Origin of the sequence: Bradyrhizobium sp. AZCC 1693, from assembly GCF_036924745.1 — a bacterium.
Taxonomy (GTDB): domain Bacteria; phylum Pseudomonadota; class Alphaproteobacteria; order Rhizobiales; family Xanthobacteraceae; genus Bradyrhizobium.
Genome location: NZ_JAZHSD010000001.1, coordinates 4,791,515 through 4,810,374 on the forward strand (window position 1 = coordinate 4,791,515; position 18,860 = coordinate 4,810,374).

Below are 18,860 nucleotides of genomic sequence, written 5' to 3' on the forward strand. Positions count from 1 at the left end.
AGCGGCTTGCCGGAGTTTTCAGTGCGATCCCCCGACCGTCCCCAGACTTACACCCACCCCGCTCGGTTGATTCTCATCCTGTCGCTGGCGCCGACCGTGGGCCTCGGCATCGGCCGCTTCGCCTATGCGCTGGTGCTGCCTGATATGCGCGATACGCTGGCGTGGTCCTACTCTGCCGCCGGCTTCATGAATACGGTCAACGCCGCCGGATATCTCGCAGGCGCCCTGCTCGCCTCGCGCATGATCAGGACCTTTGGGCTGGCCGCATCGGTGCGATGGGGCACGCTGGCCTGCGTGCTGTCGCTGGCGCTGTGCGCGATGTCAGGCAATTTCTACGTTCTGAGTTTCGCGCGGCTGTTGGCCGGGGTCGGCGCCGCGGCCGGGTTCGTCGGCGGCGGCACGCTGGCCGCGACGATCGCGCAGTCGCGGCCCGAACGGGCGAACTTCCTGCTCAGCCTGTTCTATGCCGGACCCGGAATCGGCATCCTGTCGTCGGGACTGATGGCGCCGTTTGTCTTGCAGTGGTTCGGTCCCGGTTCATGGTGGATCGTCTGGTGGGCGATGACCGCGCTGGCGGTCGCCATGACGATCCCGGTGCTGCTCGCGCCACTCCATGCCGGCGCGATCGCCGCCGCGACCACAACGGCTAAATTCGCGGTGACGCCGGTTCTGATTTATCTCACCGGCTACTTCCTGTTCGGCGCCGGCTACATCGCCTACATGACCTTCATGATCGCCTATGTCCGCGACGCCGGCGGCGGCGCGGCAGCGCAGAGCGCATTCTGGAGCCTGATCGGCCTCAGCGCATTCGTGACCCCATGGGTGTGGCGTCGCGTGCTCGCGCTCGACCGCGGCGGCCTTGCCACCACGATCATTCTCGGCATCAACGCCATCGGCGCGGCAATGCCGATCTTCGGGCAGTCGGTATGGCTGCTTGCGATCTCGGCGCTGGTGTTCGGCGTTGCCTTTTTCGCGGTGGTCGGCTCCACCACCGCCTTCGTCCGTTTCAACTACCCGCCGCAGGCCTGGCCGACGGCGATTGCAGCCTTGACGATTTCATTCGGCATCGGCCAGACGCTCGGGCCGATCGTCGTCGGTGCGATCACCGACGCTGTGGGCAGTCTGTCGTTCGCGCTGAATGTCTCGGCCGCGATGCTGGCACTGGGGGCGGTGCTATCGGCGTTTCAAAAGAAGGTCAGGCGGAGCTCTTCGCCGTAAAGCATTATCTATCCGCGTGTCGTCCCTGCGAACGCAGGGACCCATAACCACAGGATTTCGTGGTTATGCGAAGCTGTCGCTCCAACCTTCTCCAAAATTCAGATCACGCGGTATGGGTCCCTGCGTTCGCACATCGGCGCTAAAATAGTGTTGCGGGTCGGAATCGTTTGTGATTCCAGCGTGTCATGAGGCACGAATCACTGGTGAATGAGGACTGGGCGAACGTTGTCGCCCGGCTTGGCGGGGTGGAAACGCTTGAAGTTACGGCGCGTAAGACGAGAGCGTTTTTGCGTCCGCGTGAGATCACCAATGCGGTGGATTTGCTGAGATTGATCTTGGCTTACTGTCTGGGCGAGCGCGGATTGCGCTCGACCGTTGCATGGGCGACATCGGTAGGTCTTGTCGATATTTCCAACGTGGCTCTGCTATATCGACTGCGTCAGTGCGGGGACTGGTTCGCAATGCTGGTGGGTCAGGTACTTGCGGCCACTGCCCCGTCAGCGAGCCGGGGACGAATGATCCGCATCATCGATGCCACTTCGGTGCCGAAGAAAGGATCGGAGGCCAGGAAGAAGAACAAGGTGTGGCGCATCCACAGCGCGTTCGATCTGCCGCAGGAACGCTTTGGCCACTTCGAACTGACCGATCAGCGGGCGGGCGAGACGCTCGACCGGATACCGGCGGTGGCTGGAGAGATCCGCCTTGCCGATCGCGCCTATTTGCAACCGGACCGCATGGCGACCCTGCTCGAAGCCGGAGCGGACCTCGTGATCCGGGCCGGCTGGAAGAGCGCGCGCTGGCTCGATGCCGAAGGTGAGGTGTTCGATCTCCTCGCCGCGTTGCGCAAGGCGGCAGTCCGCGGGCTGATCGATCGGCCGATCTGGGTAAAACGCAAGCGCGGCGCACCTCTCGCCTTGCGTCTGGTCGCCATCAAGAAGCCGGTGCAGGCGGCTGCCGACGCGCGACGCAAGGCGCGCCGCGACGCACAGCGAGGCGGTCACCAACTCTCGAAGCAAACGCTCGAGGCCGCCGAATGGGTGATCCTGATCACCTCACTCAAGCCCAAGGACTTCGCAACCGCCGATGTCCTGGCCCTATATCGCCTTCGATGGCGGATCGAACTCGGCTTCAAACGATTGAAGAGTCTGATCGGCCTGAAGGGACCGCCAGGAACCGATGAAGGCTCCGCCAGACCCCACGTTCTGGCTCATCTATTGGCCATTCTGCTGCTCGAGCCGTTCATCGACGAACTCGAGGTCTCTCCCCGCTTGGCCGAAGCCGCCTGACGCCGCCTGGCGCTTGGCGTCTGCTTCAGAATCTCGTCGCCTCGCTGCTTCAGGCGATTATCCCACAGCCCACAATCGCCTGCCTGCGCCGGTCAAAGTCGGCGCTCCAGCGCCATCTTCGCGAACCCCCAAGAAAACGCACGTATCAAACAATGATCCAACTACCTTAGCGCCTATGTGCGTTCGCAGGGACGACGAGGGAGCGGGTCTACTCAACTCCCGCTGAACGAATTATACCCCTGGTCTTCCCAGAAGCCGCCCTTGTAGTCATTGGTGACTTCCATCGACATCACGTATTTCGGATTCTTGAAGCCGAGCTTGGTCGGCACCCGGATCTTCATCGGGAAACCGTAGGCGCGCGGCAGGATCTCGTCGCCGAACTTGAACGTCATCTGGGTCTGCGCATGCAGCGCGGTCGCCATGTCGAGCGGCGAGTTGTAGCCGTCCTTGTCGGCGCACTGGAACCAGACATATTTCGCCCGCGTATCGGCGCCGATCAGTTTCAGGAAATCGCGCAACGGCGTGCCGGTCCAGCTTCCAATCGCGCTCCAGCCTTCGACGCAGATGTGGCGCGTGATCTGCTTGACCTGCGGCAACTGGTAGAGCTCTTCCAGCGTCCAGGATTTCTTGTTCTCGACCAGGCCGCGCACCTCGAGCTTCCAGGTCTTGCCGTCGACCGTTGGCGCTTCCTCGATGTCATAATAGCCGTTGAACGGGAACGGCTTGGTGATGGCGCTTTCCGGGAAGGTCGGCGCCATGGCATGGGGGTTGAAGATCAACGCCTGCACGCCGTCATTGAACTTCGAAACCTGCTTCAGCATCTCCTCGGCCGAAAAACTGTCCGTCACGTCGCACCCCGTCAGCAGCGTCAGCGCGCCGAGGCTGGCGCCGCCCGAGATGAAGCGCCGGCGGCTCAGATCCGGCATGGTCTTGATCGCGTCCCTGACGAGAAGCGTCTTGTCGACGCCGGGGATGAGAAGTTTGCGCATGCGGCCCATGACCGTGCTCCTGTCTATCTATTGTGCATGATCTTAATCGGAAAACCGGTTCCCACTTTTCCGGATCATGCGGTTAGCGGCCGATGATCATGGCGCGCAGGCTCTTCGGCACCAGAAGCGCGAGCGCGACATGAACCACCATGAAGGCGACAATCGCCGCCATGCAGAAGAAATGGACGTAACGGGCGGCATCGTAGCCGCCGAACAGCGCCGTCAGGTATTGCAACTGCACCGGCTTCCAGATCGCCAGGCCCGACAGCACGATGAGGATGCCGACAACGATGATCCCGGCATAAAGCAGCTTCTGCACGTAATTGTACTTGGTGAGGTCGTCGTGCGAGAGCTTGCCGGTCAGCGCCGCCTTGGTGTCCGAGATCACGCCCTCCGGCGTGATCGGCAGCAGCTTCTTGCGGAAGCGGCCGGTGACAATACCGAACACGAGATAGATCAGGCCGTTCACCATCAACAACCACATCGCCGCGAAATGCCAGAGCAGCGCGCCGCCGAGCCAGCCGCCCAGCGTGATGCTCGGGGAGAAGCGGAAATCGAACAGCGGCGAGGCATTGTAGATCTGCCATCCCGACATGATCATCAGGACCATCGCAAAGGCGTTGGTCCAATGCAGCGCCCGCACCCAGGCCGGCTGAATGATCTTGGCCTTGGTTGACGCGGCGTGTTCGTCGCTGACTGTTACGGCCGACATGGCTCTTCCCTGCTTGGAATTCGTTGTCATTTATACGCCGGGAACCGGCTTTCCGTTACTGCCGTGACGCTATCAGATCGATGCACGGCGCGTATCGGGTTCACAAAAAAGCGAGCCGGGTTGCCCCGGCTCGCCAATCCACACGCCCTGTTGGGACCAGTCAGGGGCGCGCGGGAGCTCAGGACGCCGGCATCAGCACGGTATCGACCACATGGATCACGCCGTTGGACTGATTGACGTTCGAGATCGTGACCATCGAGGTTCCACCCTTGGCGTCGACGATCCAGACCTTGCCGTCCTGGAGCTTGACCGACAGCTGTTCGCCCTCGGCGGTCTTGAGCTTCATGCCGTCCTTCAGGTCGGACGCGGCGAGCTTGCCGGGCACGACATGGTAGGTGAGGATCTTGGTCAGGGTCGCCTTGTTCTCAGGCTTCACCAGCGTCTCGACGGTGCCGGACGGCAGCTTGCCGAAGGCGGTGTTGGTCGGCGCGAACACCGTGAACGGGCCCTTGCTTTCCAGCGTTTCGACCAGGCCGGCAGCCTTCACCGCGGCAACCAGCGTGGTGTGATCCTTCGAGTTGACGGCGTTCTGGACGATGTTCTTGGAGGGGAACATCGCCGCGCCACCGACCATCACGGTCTTTTCCTCCGCGCTGGCGGGCGCGGTGATGGTGGCGGTGAAAGCCAGTGCGCTGAACACGGCGGCGGACAGAAATGCAATACGTTTGGACATGGAATCTTCTCCCGAGGATTGCGATGGCCGGCGGGGCATCCGCCGGTGCTGAAAACAACGACGCCAGGTCGATTGACCGGGTTGATTTCGTCGTCGTTGGGCCGAGCTACGGGAGGTTTTTCGGCCGGTTTCGGCGAATAAATTATCGTGATGGCTGAAACTTTTGCGGGCGCGGGCCGTGCGGCGGCGGCCCACCTCGTCGCCCCTGCGAAAGCAGGGGCCCATAACCACAGGCGTCAGCTATTGCGAACGCTGGGGCCACCGCTTGGCGCAACGACAGGCGTCGGTGGCTATGTTGGGGTGGACGGCCCCCGACGGCATCGATGTGCCAGAATGAGGTCGATAAGATCTCAGACAAGGGAGCCGTCCATGAGTGAGATTATCAGAATTGGCGTCGACACGTCCAAGAGTGTTTTCGTGCTGCATGGTGTGGATTCGGCCGAGCGGCCGGTGCTGCGCAAGAAACTGCGCCGGCGCGACTTCCTGAAGTTTTTCGAGGGGCTGCCTCCGACCCAGGTCGGCCTGGAAGCCTGCGGCGGGTCGCATCACTGGGGGCGCGAGTTGATGGCGCTGGGGCACGATGTGAAGCTGTTGCCGGCGCAGCACGTGAAGCCGTACGTGCAGCGTAACAAGAACGACAACGGGGATGCCGATGCGGTTTGCGAGGCGATGAGCCGGCCCCGCATGAGCTTCGTGGCGGTCAAGACGGCAGAGCAGCAGGCCGCGCAGATGCTGATGACGACGCGCCAGCGGCTGATCGACTATCGCACGCAGCTCATCAACACCATCCGCGGCCACGCGGCCGAGTTCGGGCTTACGGGTCCCTGCGTTCGCAGGGACGACAATTCGAGAGAGTTCGCTTCAATCCCGATTATGCGGCGTCTGAATAAACCCGCGATTGTGCGTCGGGCTGATCAGGATCTCGTTCATGCACACGCGCGGCGGCATGCTGGCGACGAAGGCGATGGTGCGGCCGCAATCTTCCGGCTGCAGCATTTTGGCCTGCTCTTCCTCCGACGGCACGACGGGGCGCGATTTCAAGATCGGCGTCGCGACCTCGCCGGGTGACAGGCAGCAGGCGCGCAGGCCGTTGACGCATTCGTCCATGTTGAAGGAATGGGTCAGCGCCAGCACCGCATGCTTGGTCGTGGTGTAGGCCGGGCCCGGCATTTTCGAGACGTGGCGGCCGGCCCAGGACGCGACGTTGATGATGCAGCCGTCCTGCTGTTTCCTCATCGCCGGCAGCACCGCGCGCATGCAATAGAGCACGCCGTTCAGGTTGATATCGACGACCTTGTCCCAGCCGTCCAGTTCCATGTCGGCCCAGCTTCGCTTCGGCACGTTGATGCCGGCGCTGTTGACGAGAAGATCGATCCGGCCGTAACGGCTGAGAATCTGGTCGGCCGCCTTGTCCACGTCGGCCTTGTTGCTGACATCAAGTGCGATAGCCTCGGCCTTGCCGCCCTTTTTGACGATATCAGCCACGACCGTGTCCAGCGCGTCTTTCCGCCGTCCCGAAACCACCACGGTCCAGCCATCCGCCGCCAGGAATTCCGCCCCTGACGCGCCGATCCCACTGCCACCGCCCGTCACCCAGGCCACGCGTTTCCCGCTATTTGTCATGCAAACTGTCTCCGTTGCTTTTAGAAGGGCGTTCTTGCTATTCCAGCCCACGAAATTCCGCTGGCCAGCGCCCCTCCCTGAGGGGCGCAAGCCGCGCCCCTCAGGGAATGTTGCATGAACACGACCGCCAACGCCAACCTGTTTTCCCGTCTGTTCGATACGCTCGACGATCCGAACCGGCTCGCGATCGAAATGCTCGATGGCACGCGCATCAGCTATGGCGATCTGATCGCCCGCGCCGGGCAGATGGCGAATGTGCTGGTTGCGCGCGGCGTCAAGTCCGGCGACCGCGTCGCGGCGCAGACCGAGAAATCGGTGCCGGCGCTGGTGCTCTATCTGGCGACCGTGCGCGCGGGCGCGGTGTATCTGCCGCTCAACACCGCCTATACGCTGAACGAACTCGACTACTTCATCTCCGACGCCGAGCCGTCGCTGGTGGTGTGCGATCCCTCGAAAGCGGACGGCATCGCCGCGATCGCGGCGAAGGTGAAGGCCAAAATCGAAACGCTCGGGCCCGACGGCAAGGGATCGCTTACGGATGCAGCCGCCAAGGCGGATGGCGCATTCGCGACCGTCGCGCGCGCCAATGACGACCTCGCCGCGATCCTCTACACCTCGGGCACGACAGGCCGCTCCAAGGGCGCGATGCTGACGCACGATAATCTGGCGTCGAACTCCTACAGCCTGGTCGACTACTGGCGCTTCACGAACAAGGACGTGCTGATCCACGCGCTGCCGATCTATCACACCCACGGCCTGTTCGTGGCGAGCAACGTCACGCTGTTCGCCCGCGCCTCGATGATCTTCCTGCCGAAATTCGACCCCGAGATAATCATCAAGCTGATGGCGCGAGCGACCGTGATGATGGGCGTGCCGACCTTCTACACAAGGCTGTTGCAAAGCCCGGCGCTTTCGAAGGAATCGACGAAGCATATGCGGCTGTTCATTTCCGGCTCCGCGCCGCTGCTCGCCGATACCCACCGCGAGTGGTCCGCGCGCACCGGCCACGCCGTGCTCGAACGCTACGGCATGACCGAAACCAACATGAACACCTCCAACCCCTATGACGGCGAGCGCGTGCCCGGCGCCGTCGGCCATCCCCTGCCCGGCGTCTCCGTACGCGTCACCGATCCTGAAACGGCGAAGGAGCTCGCGCGCGACGAGATCGGCATGATCGAGGTCAAGGGGCCGAACGTCTTCAAGGGCTACTGGCGGATGCCGGAAAAGACAAAATCCGAATTCCGCGACGACGGCTTCTTCATTACGGGCGATCTCGGCAAGATCGACGCCAAGGGCTATGTGCACATCCTCGGCCGCGGCAAGGATCTGGTGATTTCGGGCGGCTTCAACGTCTACCCGAAGGAAATCGAGAGCGAGATCGATGCCATGCCGGGCGTGATCGAATCCGCCGTGATCGGCGTGCCGCATGCCGATTTCGGCGAGGGCGTTACGGCCGTGGTGGTCTGCAACAAGGGCGCGGATGTCACCGAAGCGGGCGTGCTAAAGGCGCTCGACGGAAGGCTTGCCAAATTCAAGATGCCGAAGCGCGTGTTCGTGGTCGACGAACTGCCGCGCAACGCCATGGGCAAGGTGCAGAAGAATATTTTGCGGGATACGTACGCGAAGATTTACGCGAAGTAACTCGCTGTCGTTCCGAAGTTGTTCGGTGTCGTCCCTGCGAAAGCAGGGACCCATACGCCGCGGCGGATATTTTAAGAAACGCTGGTCGACGGCTTTTTTCTAACCACTGATACCTGTGGTTATGGGTCCCTGCGTTCGCAGGGACGACCCCGATAACTATCTTCGGGTTCCTCCTACAACAAGCTGATCACGAACCTTCCGCCGACGATGGACATATACGTGCCGAATGCCATCTCCAGCGCGCGCTTCGACATCGCATGTGCGGCGCGCACCCCGAGCGGCGCTGTGATCAGCGTGGTCGGCATTACCAATAGCGCACCGATCAGCGACACATAGCCGATGGCAAACGGCATCTGCAGCGCGGTGACATCGGGAAAGCGCGCTGCCGCTGGCCAGCCCGCATAGACATAGCCGATCGCGCCGGGAATTGAGATCAATACCGCAATCGCCGATGAGGTCGCCACCGCCTGATGGATCGGCCGACCATAGAACGTCATCAGCAGGTTCGCGAACAGGCCGCCGCCGACGCCCATCAAGGTCGACAACAGCCCGACGAAGAAGCCGTAGACGCGCATCAGAAAGCCCTTCGGCACGTCGTCGCCGAGCTTCCAGGTTTCCCGCGTCAGCAACAACCGCGCCGCCGCCGACCACGCCACTATCACGAACACGATCTTGAACAGCCTCTCCGGCGCGTAGCGCGCGGTGACGCTGCCGGCCAGAACGCCGAGCACGATCGGCAGCCACCAGCGCCTGAGGATGTCCATGTCGACCGCGCCCCTTTTGTAATGGGCGCGAAACGAAGAAAGCGAGGTCGGGATGATGATCGCAAGCGAGGTGCCGATGCAGAGCGGCATCCGCACTTCAAGTGGCACGCCGGCCAGCCGAAAGCATTCGTAGAACACCGGCACCAGAATGGCGCCGCCGCCGATGCCGAAGATGCCGGCAAGAAATCCCGACAGCGCCCCGACTGCGATCAGCAGCAGGGCGAGTTCGATGAGCTCTTTAAGATCGAGGCCGGCCATCATGTTCTTTGAGCATCCCACGTCCAGGACCTGCGACCCGCGCATCCGCATGGCCGCCCGCGATACTTAGCTACTTCTGGAATCCGGGAGTATCCATTATCTTTTACAGACACCCTTGCGAAATGCGGAAGGATCAATGGACCTGGTGTCGGCCATGGCGACCTTTGTCCGTGCGGTCGACGCCGGCAGCCTGTCGGCGGCGGCGCGCTCGCTGCCGAGTTCATTGACGTCGGTGAGCCGGCATATCTCGGCGCTGGAGGAGCATTTCGGGACCCGCCTCCTGTTGCGCACCACGCGCCAGCTCGCGCTCACCGACGAGGGCCGGATCCTGTACGAGCGCGCCAAAGCGGTCCTCGGCGAGGTCAAGGAGATCGAGGCGGCGCTGTCGCGCGGCCGTCACCAGCCATCGGGGCGGATCCGGGTCAGCTCGCCGAGCCTGATGGGCCGGCTCGTGATCGCGCCTTTGCTCGCGGAATTTTTGCGCCGCTATCCGGCGCTGTCGGTCGATCTTTTGCTGGTCGACCGCCCGGTCGACATGGTCGAGGAAGACATTCATCTCGCGATTCGCATCGGCCGGTTGCGCGATTCGCAATTGGTCGCGCGCAAGCTCGCGGACTTGCGGATGATCGTCTGCGCCTCGCCCGACTATCTCGCGCGCCGGGGCACGCCGCGGGCGCCGGCCGATCTCGTGCATCATGACTGCCTGGTGTTCTCGGACGCGCCCGGCAGCGCCGAATGGCGCTTCGCCGACGACGGCAAAGCGGGCCGCAAAATCCGCATATCCGGTCGGCTCTGGATGAATAGCCTCGAGGCGCTCGCCACTGTTGCGAAGGAAGGCGCCGGCATCGCGCGGGTGCCGTCGTGGCAGGTCGAGGCCGACCTGGCCGCCGGCCGCCTGGTGCGGCTGCTCGCCGACTACGAGCCGGCGCCGGTGCCATTGCACCTGATGTTTCAGCCGTCGCGGCTGGCTTCGCCGAAGATCAGGGCCTTCGTCGATTACCTTGTCGAGCGCTGGCGCGGCACCAATCCATTCGGCGCGCAGCCCGGCGCTGACCAATAAGGGAATAATGATTCAATTCTTCAACCATGCCAAATGGCCGTGGTATACCAAGCGCCGATCAATCGCGCTTGATAGACTCCTAGCAATGAACGCCGGTTCGATTTCAAGCGATTTGACCGTTGCGTGGACTGTTTCGACTCCGTAAATAGAATTCATCTACCGCGCATCCCCATGGGCCGGCCGCGGTTCCACAAAACATGAAGCCGCCGAATGACCGCCAGGATCGAACGACCGCTATCGCCCCATTTGCAGACCTATCGCGTCACCCTGACGATGGCGCTTTCCATCGTCCATCGCGCCACGGGAATCGCGCTCTATTTCGGTACGCTGCTGCTCTCCTGGTGGCTGATTGCCGCGGCATCCGGCCCGGGGGCCTACGCCAACGTCCAGGCCTTCACCGGCAGCATCATCGGCAAGCTGATCGTGTTCGGCTACACGTGGGCGTTGCTGCATCATCTGTGTAGCGGTATCCGCTACTTCTTCTGGGACCTCGGCTACGGCTTCAAGGCCAATGAGCGCGAGGCGCTGACCTGGGGCGCGCTGATCGCGGGCATTTCGCTGACCGTCCTGGTCTGGATCATCGCCTACACGGTCGGAGGCGGACGATGAGCGGCCCCTCCTCGATGCGCACGCCGCTCGGCCGCGTCCGCAATCTCGGTTCCTCGCATTCCGGCACCACCGATTTCTGGCGCCAACGTCTCACGGCGGTGGCGATGGCGCTGCTGATCGTGCCCGTCATCGTGATCGTCCTGATGCTGATCGGCCGCAACCAGGCCGGTGCCGCCCAAATCCTCGGCTCGCTGCCGATCGCGATCATCCTGGTCCTCTTCATCATCGCCAGCACCTGGCACATGAAAATCGGCATGCAGATCGTGATCGAGGACTATGTGCATAACGAGAAGCTGAAGCTCGCCAGCGTGATGGCGAATAATTTCTTCTGTATCGCGGTGGCCTTGGCCTCGATTTACGCGATTCTCAAATTGTCATCGGGAGTTTAACCCATGGCGGCTCAAGGTTCGGCTGCACAAGGTAACGGCAAGGCTTCCAACGGCAGTGGCGGAATCGGAACTAGTCCTGCCACCAACGGAAAAGCCTATCCGATCGAGGACCACACCTACGACGTCGTCGTCGTTGGCGCCGGCGGCGCCGGCCTGCGCGCCGTGGTCGGCTGCTCGGAAGCGGGCCTGCGCACCGCCTGCATCACCAAAGTGTTCCCGACCCGCTCGCATACGGTTGCGGCGCAAGGCGGCATTTCGGCTTCGCTCGGCAACATGCATCCGGACGACTGGCGCTGGCACATGTACGACACCGTCAAGGGGTCGGACTGGCTCGGCGATCAGGACGCGATCGAATACATGGTGCGCAACGCGCCGGAAGCCGTCTACGAACTCGAGCACTGGGGCGTGCCGTTTTCGCGCACCGAGGACGGCAGGATCTACCAGCGCCCGTTCGGTGGCATGACCATGGATTACGGCAAAGGCCAGGCGCAGCGCACCTGCGCCGCCGCCGACCGCACCGGCCATGCCATGCTCCACACGATGTATGGCCAGGCGCTTCGCCACTCGGCCGAATTCTACATCGAGTTCTTCGCCATCGACCTGATCATGGACGACCAGGGCGTCTGCCGCGGCGTGATCGCGCTCAAGCTCGACGACGGCACGCTGCACCGCTTCCGCGCCCAGACCACGATTCTCGCCACCGGCGGCTACGGCCGCGCCTACGCCTCCTGCACCTCGGCGCATACCTGCACCGGTGACGGCGGCGGCATGGTGCTGCGCGCCGGCCTGCCGATGCAGGACATGGAGTTCATCCAGTTCCACCCAACAGGCATCTACGGCTCGGGCTGCCTCGTGACCGAGGGCGCCCGCGGCGAAGGCGGCTATCTCGTCAATTCCGAGGGCGAGCGCTTCATGGAGCGTTACGCGCCTTCGGCCAAGGACCTCGCCTCCCGCGACGTGGTCTCGCGCTCGATGACCATCGAGATCCGAGAAGGCCGCGGCGTTGGCAAGAAGAAGGACCACATCTTCCTTCATCTCGACCATCTCGATCCCAAGGTGCTGAACGAGCGGCTGCCGGGCATTTCCGAATCGGCGAAGATCTTCGCCAATGTCGACGTCACCCGCGAGCCGATCCCGATCGTGCCGACCGCGCATTACAACATGGGCGGAATCCCGACCAATTATCACGGCGAAGTGCTGACCAAGAAGAATGGCGACGACAATGCCGTAGTGCCCGGCCTGATGGCGCTCGGCGAAGCGGCCTGCGTCTCCGTGCATGGTGCCAATCGCCTCGGCTCCAACTCGCTGATCGATCTGGTCGTGTTCGGCCGTGCGGCTGCGCTGCGGCTTGCGGAAAAGCTGACGCCGAGCGGCAAGCAGCCGGAACTGCCGAAGGATTCCGCCGATCTGGCGCTCGGCCGGCTCGACCATTATCGCTACGCCTCCGGCGGCACGCCGACCGCTAAACTGCGCGACAGCATGCAGCATGTGATGCAGAACAACTGCGCCGTGTTCCGCACCGGGGAGGTGCTGCAGGAAGGGCATAACCTGATCCACAAGGTGCATGGCGGCATCGGCGACGTCGCAACGTCCGACCGCTCGCTGGTCTGGAACTCCGACCTGATCGAGACGCTCGAATTCGACAATCTGATCGTGCAGGCCGTCGTCACCATGGATTCGGCGGCAAACCGCACCGAAAGCCGCGGCGCGCATGCGCGCGAGGATTTCCCCGACCGCGACGACAAGAACTGGATGAAGCATACGCTGGCGTGGATCGATAACCGCGGCGACACCACGATCGATTACCGTCCGGTGCACGACTACACGATGACGAACGACGTACAGTACATCCCGCCGAAGGCGCGGGTGTATTGATCGCACTGGTCATGCGCGGAGACTTGATCCGCGCATCCATCCTCGAGAACGGATGGATTGCCCGGTCAGGCCCGGCAATGACGAGGAGAACCGTAAAGGCAGGACATATGGCTGAATTCGCGCTTCCGAAAAATTCGAGGATCACCGGCGGCAAGACCTGGCCGAAGCCTCAAGGCGCGACCGAGACGCGCGAGTTCAGGGTGTATCGCTGGAATCCGGACGACGGCAAGAATCCGAGCGTCGACACCTATCACGTCGACATCAACGACTGCGGGCCGATGGTGCTGGACGGCCTGATCTGGATCAAGAACCACATCGACCCGACGCTGACCTTCCGCCGCTCCTGCCGCGAAGGCGTTTGCGGCTCCTGCGCCATGAACATCGACGGCCAGAACACGCTGGCCTGCACCAAGTCGATGCACGACGTGGCCGCGGGCGGCGCGGTCAAGGTCAACCCGCTGCCGCACCAGCCGGTCGTCAAGGACCTGGTCCCCGACCTCACCAATTTCTACGCCCAATATGCCTCGATCGAGCCGTGGCTGAAGACCACCACGCCGACGCCGCAGAAGGAATGGAAGCAGAGCCACGAGGACCGCGAAAAGCTCGACGGGCTCTATGAGTGCATTCTCTGCGCCTGCTGCTCGACCTCCTGCCCGAGCTATTGGTGGAACAGCGAGCGCTTCCTGGGACCGGCCGCGCTATTGCAGGCGAATCGCTGGGTAAAAGATTCCCGCGATGAGGCCACTGGTGAACGGCTCGACAATCTCGAAGACCCGTTCCGGCTCTACCGCTGCCACACCATCATGAACTGCGCCAAGGCCTGCCCAAAGGGCCTCAACCCGTCCGAGGCCATCGCCGAGCTCAAGCTGAAGATGGTCGAGCGGCAAATCTAGGCATCTTCCGGATCAAGCGCAGCGAAATCCGGGACAGTTTTAGCTGATCGTGAGAATCCCGGATTGCGTGGAACCGGTCATCGGGCGCGCGTTCGCGCGACCCGTTGGCTCCGTCCTTGCTACGGGACCAAAGCTAGCGCTAGCCAAAGAAGTTGCGGCGCAACTTGTCGGCAAGCCAGAACGCATAAATTGCGACGAACGAGAGAACGAGTAATTCTCCGGTCAGTAGAAAAGCCTGCCCTGCAGCTGACATGAATTCCTCCATTGTTAGCTTTGTTCGTTCACCGGTCGATGCCGGCGCGCGACGTACAATTGCCTTCAACCGCCAACCCGCCATTGCGATGGATCAATTTCGGAACCGCCGCCGCCTGGCTCCAGGACTCAACGACCGCACCTCAACGACCGCACCTCGGCGACCGCGTCGATGCCGTCCCGGACATTTGAGCAAATCAGAACGCGGCCGGTCCGGCCACGGAAAACTCGGTTCCATCGACGGGGACTTTGTTCCCAACCAGGGATTGCGTTAAGCTCGACGCGGAGCCGGAGCGCCCGTGCGGATCGAGCAACGCAATTCGCTGAGACTGCTGCAATGGATGATGGTCGCTTCGCTGGCCCTTCCATTGGCGCTGTTCATCTTTGCATCCGCGGTGTCCTGGGTCTCGATCCGCGAAACCGCCGACCGCGAAATCGAACGCTCGCTGGATGTCGCGCACGAGCATGCGCTGAAAGTATTCGAGACCATCGACCGCAGCCTGTCGGAGATGGCCGAGATCATCCGCGACGTTCCCGATGCCGACATCGTTGCCCGCGAGCAAATGCTGCATTTGCGGCTGAAACAACTGGTCGCTTCCCTGCCGCAGGTGAAGTCGGCCTGGATCTTCGACGCCAAGGGCCACGCCCTCGTCAACAGCCTGGTCGTGCCGGCGGCTGAGATCGATTTTTCCGACCGGGATTACTTCAAGGCCCATTCGGCCGGCGATATCGGAACCTATATCGGCGAAGCGATGAAGCCGCGGCGGCCCTATCAGGGCGCCGCGTTCTTCGGCGTCAGCCGGCGGCGTCCGGGCGAGGACGGCGGCTTCGCCGGCGTGCTTCAGGCGTCCGTATTCCCGGAATATTTCGAGAATTATTACGCGCGGATCGGCCGCGAACCCGGCAGCTACTTCGCGCTCGGCCGGACGGACGGCACCGTGCTGGCGCGTTTCCCCATCATCGAGCGCGACATCCGTCTCGACCCCAAGGGCCCGATCGGGAAAATAATTGCCGCCAGTCCAACGGCCGGCCTCATCACGGTGACGTCGCCGACCGACGGCATCGAACGCCGCCTTGGCTACCGGCGGCTCGCCGAATACCCGCTCTATGTCGGCGCCGGCCTCGAGACCTCGGCGATACGCGCGCGCTGGCTGTCCACGATGAGCCAGCATCTGGTGTTCGGCGCGCCCGCCACCGCGCTGCTGTTTGCCTTGCTGGGGCTGGCGCTGCGCCGGACGCGTCATCTCTATTTCGAAGCCGAGAAGCGGCAGGTGGCCGAGGAAGCGCTGAAGCACGGCCAGCGGCTCGAGGCGCTGGGCCAGCTCACCGGCGGCGTCGCACACGACTTCAACAACCTGCTCACGGTGATTCGCGCTTCCGTGGACCTGCTGCGGCGGCCCGACCTGCCGGAGCCGCGGCGGCTGCGCTACATCGAGGCGATCTCCGATACCGTGACCCGCGCCGCCAAGCTGACCGGGCAGTTGCTGGCCTTCGCGCGGCGGCAGACGTTGAAGCCGGAGGTGTTCGAGGTCGGCCGAAGCGTGCAGACGCTGGCCGAAATGATCGGCACCCTGATCGGTTCGCGCATCGAGATCGTCATCCTTGGGTCGGAAGAACCGTGCTTCGTCAATGCCGACGCCGGCCAGTTCGAAACCGCCATCATCAACATGGCCGTGAATGCGCGGGATGCCATGGAGGGCCGCGGACGGCTGACGATTGCGGTGGGCATGGCGGCCAGTCTGCCCAACGCCGCGCCCTCGTCGCAAAATCCCTATGGCTATGTGGCCGTATCCGTCGCCGACACCGGCAGCGGGATTCCTTCCGACCAGTTCGAGCGCATCTTCGAACCCTTCTTTACGACCAAGCAGGCCGGCCACGGCACCGGGCTCGGCCTGTCGCAGGTGTTCGGTTTCGCCAAGCAATCCGGCGGCGAAGTGGCGGTCGCCAGCGAAGTGGGCAAAGGCAGTATCTTCACGCTGTATCTGCCACGCACCGCCGGCAGCGGGAAATCGCGACAGATGCCGGCGGCGGATGCCCAGGCGATCGACGGAAGCGGAATGTCGGTGCTCGTGGTCGAGGACAATGCCGAGGTCGGCCGATTCACGACCGACGCGCTGGCCGAACTCGGCTATGCGACCAGGCTGGTCGGCAACGCCACGCATGCGCTCGAAGAGCTGGCGGCCGGTGCAAACCGCTTCGACGCCGTGTTTACGGATGTCGTGATGCCCGGCGTGACCGGCATTGAGCTGGCCCAGGAAATCCGCCGCCATTATCCCGACCTGCCGGTCGTGCTGACCAGCGGCTACAGCCACGTGCTGTCGGAACAGGGCAGCCACGGTTTCGAGCTGCTGCAAAAGCCCTACTCGATCGAGCAGCTCTCCCGCGTGCTGCACCGGGCAGGCCGGCGGAAATTCGAGAACGCGCCGACAGCCGCGTCATCCTGACGCCGCGATAGTTGAAGGCATCTACACCCGCTGACGCGGCGGTCATGCATTTCCTGCGCACGGGATTTTGGCGTTTCCAGCCCACGCGCGCGGAAACCAGCGGGAACCTTTTGATTTACCTGCCGTTATGCCGCCATGGCCAAAGCAATCAGCAAGTCCGATCCGCGCGCAACCAAATCGGATTCCGCGGGAAAGGCGAAGTTTGTCGAGGTCGTCGCGGAAGCCGGCGATCACGTCGAGCCGCCACCGCCCGAGGCGATCGAGCCCGACCCGAAGATGTCGCCGGAGGAGGCCGAGGAGGCGCGCAAGGATTATCTGCTGACGCGGTTCTGGATCAGCGCGCGCGGCTACTGGGGCGGGAATGGCGACCGGCTGGCATGGCTGTTTACGATCGGGCTGTTGCTCCTGATCGTCGGCCACGTCGGCTTTCAATACGGCATCAATGTCTGGAACCGCGCGATCTTCGACGCCATCGAGAAGCGCGATTCCGCCACCGTGTATTATCTCGCCGCGGTGTTCTTCCCACTGGCGATCTGCAGCGTGCTGCTCGGCGTGGCGCAGGTGTTCGCCCGCATGGGCATCCAGCGCCGCTGGCGCGCCTGGCTGACCAATGCGGTGATATCGCGCTGGCTGGCCAATGGCCGCTACTATCAGCTCAACCTCGTCGGCGGCGATCACAAGAACCCGGAGTATCGCATCGCCGAGGATTTGCGCATCGCCACCGACTCGCCGGTCGATTTCGTCGCCGGCGTCACCTCGGCATTCCTGTCGGCCGCCACCTTCATTGTCGTGCTGTGGACCATCGGCGGCGCGCTGACGGTGACGCTGGGAGGCTCGACCCTCACCATCCCCCGGCTTTCTCGTGATTGCCGCGGTGATCTACGCTGCGATCGCCTCGGGCTCGATCATGACCATCGGACGGAGCTTCGTGCAGGTGTCCGAGGACAAGAACCAGGCCGAGGCGGAATACCGCTACGTCCTGACCCGCGTGCGCGAGAACGGCGAAAGCATCGCGCTGCTCGGCGGCGAGGAGGAAGAGCGCGACGGCATCGACAAGACCTTTTCAAGGGTGCTGCGGCAATGGGCGCGGCTCGCCGGCCAGCACATGCGCACCACGCTGGTGTCGCAAGGATCGGGCCTGATCGCGCCTGTCGTGCCGCTGCTGTTGTGCGCGCCCAAATTCCTCGACGGCAGCATGAGCCTCGGACAGGTGATGCAGGCGGCTTCCGCCTTCACCATCGTGCAGACCGCGTTCGGCTGGCTGGTCGACAATTATCCGCGGCTCGCCGACTGGAACGCCTGCGCGCGCCGCATCGCCTCGCTGATGATGTCGCTCGACGGCCTCGAACGCGCCGAGCAAGGCGACGGCATCGGGCGCATCCAACGCGGTGAAACCAAAGGCGATACCATGCTGAGCCTCAACGATCTGTCGGTAACGCTCGACGACGGTACCGCTGTTGTCGCCGAGACCGAAGTGGCGATCGAACCCGGCGAGCGCCTGTTGGTTGCGGGTGAATCCGGCACCGGCAAGAGCACATTGGTTCGCGCGCTGGCGGGGCTGTGGCCATGGGGTGGCGGCAGCGTCAACTTCCACCCCGACCGCCGGCTCTTCATGCTGCCGCAAAAACCCTACATTCCGTCCGGCACGCTGCGGCGCGCGATCGCCTATCCCGGCGCGGCCGATGACTGGCTCACCGAGCAGATTTGCGACGCGCTGCGTAAGGTCGGCCTCGACCATCTCAAGGAGAAGATCGAGGAAGAGGGACCGTGGGACCAGACGCTATCCGGCGGCGAGAAGCAGCGGCTGGCGTTTGCGCGCCTGCTGCTGCACAACCCCGACATCGTGGTGCTGGACGAGGCGACGTCGGCGCTCGACGAGAAGAGCCAGGACAAGATGATGGAGCTCGTCATCAAGGAGCTGCCGAAGGCCACCATCGTCAGCGTCGCCCACCGCGCCGAGTTGGAGGCGTTTCACAGCCGCAAGATCGTGCTGGAGCGCCACAAGGGCGGCGCCAAACTGGTCAGCGACGTCGCGCTGATCCCGCGCAAGGGCGGACAACGCCTGCTCGGCCGCTTCCTGCGCCATCGGAAGGCCGCGAAGAAGGCGGCATAGC

Annotated in this window: 14 protein-coding genes and 2 pseudogenes; 11 read left to right on the forward strand and 5 right to left on the reverse strand. The window is 63.3% G+C overall.

Annotated elements, in window-relative coordinates:
• Positions 1–21: 21 nt before the first annotated feature.
• Both V1293_RS22875 and V1293_RS22880 read left to right on the forward strand, forming a co-directional pair.
• Positions 22–1,218 (forward strand): YbfB/YjiJ family MFS transporter, encoded by a 1,197-nt coding sequence (locus tag V1293_RS22875; RefSeq protein ID WP_334512432.1) that lies wholly within the window; start codon positions 22–24, stop codon positions 1,216–1,218.
• Positions 1,219–1,553: 335 nt separating this feature from the next.
• The gene (locus V1293_RS22880) at positions 1,554–2,504 is read left to right on the forward strand and encodes a transposase (RefSeq protein ID WP_334507587.1); all 951 of its coding nucleotides are present in this window, start codon (positions 1,554–1,556) and stop codon (positions 2,502–2,504) included.
• 212 nt (positions 2,505–2,716) lie between these two features.
• On the opposite strand, the gene V1293_RS22885 is transcribed toward V1293_RS22880, so the two are convergent.
• The 3 genes from V1293_RS22885 to V1293_RS22895 all read right to left on the reverse strand — a co-directional run bounded on the left by V1293_RS22885 (position 2,717) and on the right by V1293_RS22895 (position 4,938).
• Positions 2,717–3,502, reverse strand: coding sequence for a molybdopterin-dependent oxidoreductase (locus V1293_RS22885; RefSeq protein WP_334512433.1), 786 nt, complete (start codon positions 3,500–3,502; stop codon positions 2,717–2,719).
• A gap of 73 nt (positions 3,503–3,575) precedes the next feature.
• Positions 3,576–4,205 carry a cytochrome b/b6 domain-containing protein gene (locus tag V1293_RS22890; RefSeq protein ID WP_334512434.1) on the reverse strand — a complete coding sequence of 210 codons (630 nt, stop codon included), beginning with the start codon at positions 4,203–4,205 and terminating at the stop codon, positions 3,576–3,578.
• A gap of 178 nt (positions 4,206–4,383) precedes the next feature.
• On the reverse strand, positions 4,384–4,938 hold the full coding sequence (locus V1293_RS22895) for a fasciclin domain-containing protein (RefSeq protein WP_334512435.1): 555 nt from the start codon (positions 4,936–4,938) through the stop codon (positions 4,384–4,386).
• 369 nt (positions 4,939–5,307) lie between these two features.
• Here V1293_RS22895 and V1293_RS22900 point away from each other — a divergent pair.
• Positions 5,308–5,755, forward strand: a pseudogene (locus V1293_RS22900) (IS110 family transposase); the annotation flags it as partial.
• 44 nt (positions 5,756–5,799) lie between these two features.
• Here the strand turns inward: V1293_RS22900 and V1293_RS22905 are convergent.
• Positions 5,800–6,561 (reverse strand): SDR family oxidoreductase, encoded by a 762-nt coding sequence (locus V1293_RS22905; RefSeq protein ID WP_334512436.1) that lies wholly within the window; start codon positions 6,559–6,561, stop codon positions 5,800–5,802.
• A 114-nt stretch (positions 6,562–6,675) separates the two neighbouring features.
• Here V1293_RS22905 and V1293_RS22910 point away from each other — a divergent pair, with 114 nt between their 5' ends.
• Positions 6,676–8,202 (forward strand): malonate--CoA ligase, encoded by a 1,527-nt coding sequence (locus V1293_RS22910; protein WP_334512437.1) that lies wholly within the window; start codon positions 6,676–6,678, stop codon positions 8,200–8,202.
• Positions 8,203–8,375: 173 nt separating this feature from the next.
• Here V1293_RS22910 and V1293_RS22915 read toward each other — a convergent pair whose 3' ends face one another.
• The gene (locus V1293_RS22915; RefSeq protein WP_334512439.1) at positions 8,376–9,227 is read right to left on the reverse strand and encodes a sulfite exporter TauE/SafE family protein; all 852 of its coding nucleotides are present in this window, start codon (positions 9,225–9,227) and stop codon (positions 8,376–8,378) included.
• 133 nt (positions 9,228–9,360) lie between these two features.
• Here V1293_RS22915 and V1293_RS22920 point away from each other — a divergent pair, with 133 nt between their 5' ends.
• From V1293_RS22920 to V1293_RS22950, 7 genes and pseudogenes are all read left to right on the forward strand, one after another.
• Positions 9,361–10,284: a LysR family transcriptional regulator gene (locus V1293_RS22920; RefSeq protein ID WP_334512441.1), complete on the forward strand. Its 924-nt coding sequence runs from the start codon at positions 9,361–9,363 to the stop codon at positions 10,282–10,284.
• A gap of 210 nt (positions 10,285–10,494) precedes the next feature.
• Complete coding sequence (gene sdhC, locus V1293_RS22925; RefSeq protein ID WP_334512443.1) at positions 10,495–10,893, forward strand: succinate dehydrogenase, cytochrome b556 subunit; 399 nt, start codon at positions 10,495–10,497, stop codon at positions 10,891–10,893.
• Positions 10,894–10,907: 14 nt separating this feature from the next.
• Positions 10,908–11,282 carry a succinate dehydrogenase, hydrophobic membrane anchor protein gene (gene sdhD / locus V1293_RS22930; RefSeq protein ID WP_334516857.1) on the forward strand — a complete coding sequence of 125 codons (375 nt, stop codon included), beginning with the start codon at positions 10,908–10,910 and terminating at the stop codon, positions 11,280–11,282.
• Positions 11,283–11,285: 3 nt separating this feature from the next.
• A complete protein-coding gene (gene sdhA, locus V1293_RS22935) occupies positions 11,286–13,157 on the forward strand; it encodes a succinate dehydrogenase flavoprotein subunit (protein WP_334512444.1) in 1,872 nt (623 codons plus the stop codon).
• A 107-nt stretch (positions 13,158–13,264) separates the two neighbouring features.
• On the forward strand, positions 13,265–14,050 hold the full coding sequence (locus tag V1293_RS22940) for a succinate dehydrogenase iron-sulfur subunit (protein WP_334512445.1): 786 nt from the start codon (positions 13,265–13,267) through the stop codon (positions 14,048–14,050).
• Between the two features lie 551 nt (positions 14,051–14,601).
• Positions 14,602–16,746 (forward strand): hybrid sensor histidine kinase/response regulator, encoded by a 2,145-nt coding sequence (locus V1293_RS22945; RefSeq protein ID WP_334512446.1) that lies wholly within the window; start codon positions 14,602–14,604, stop codon positions 16,744–16,746.
• Between the two features lie 135 nt (positions 16,747–16,881).
• Positions 16,882–18,859: pseudogene (locus V1293_RS22950) on the forward strand (ABC transporter ATP-binding protein/permease).
• Position 18,860: the final 1 nt, after the last annotated feature.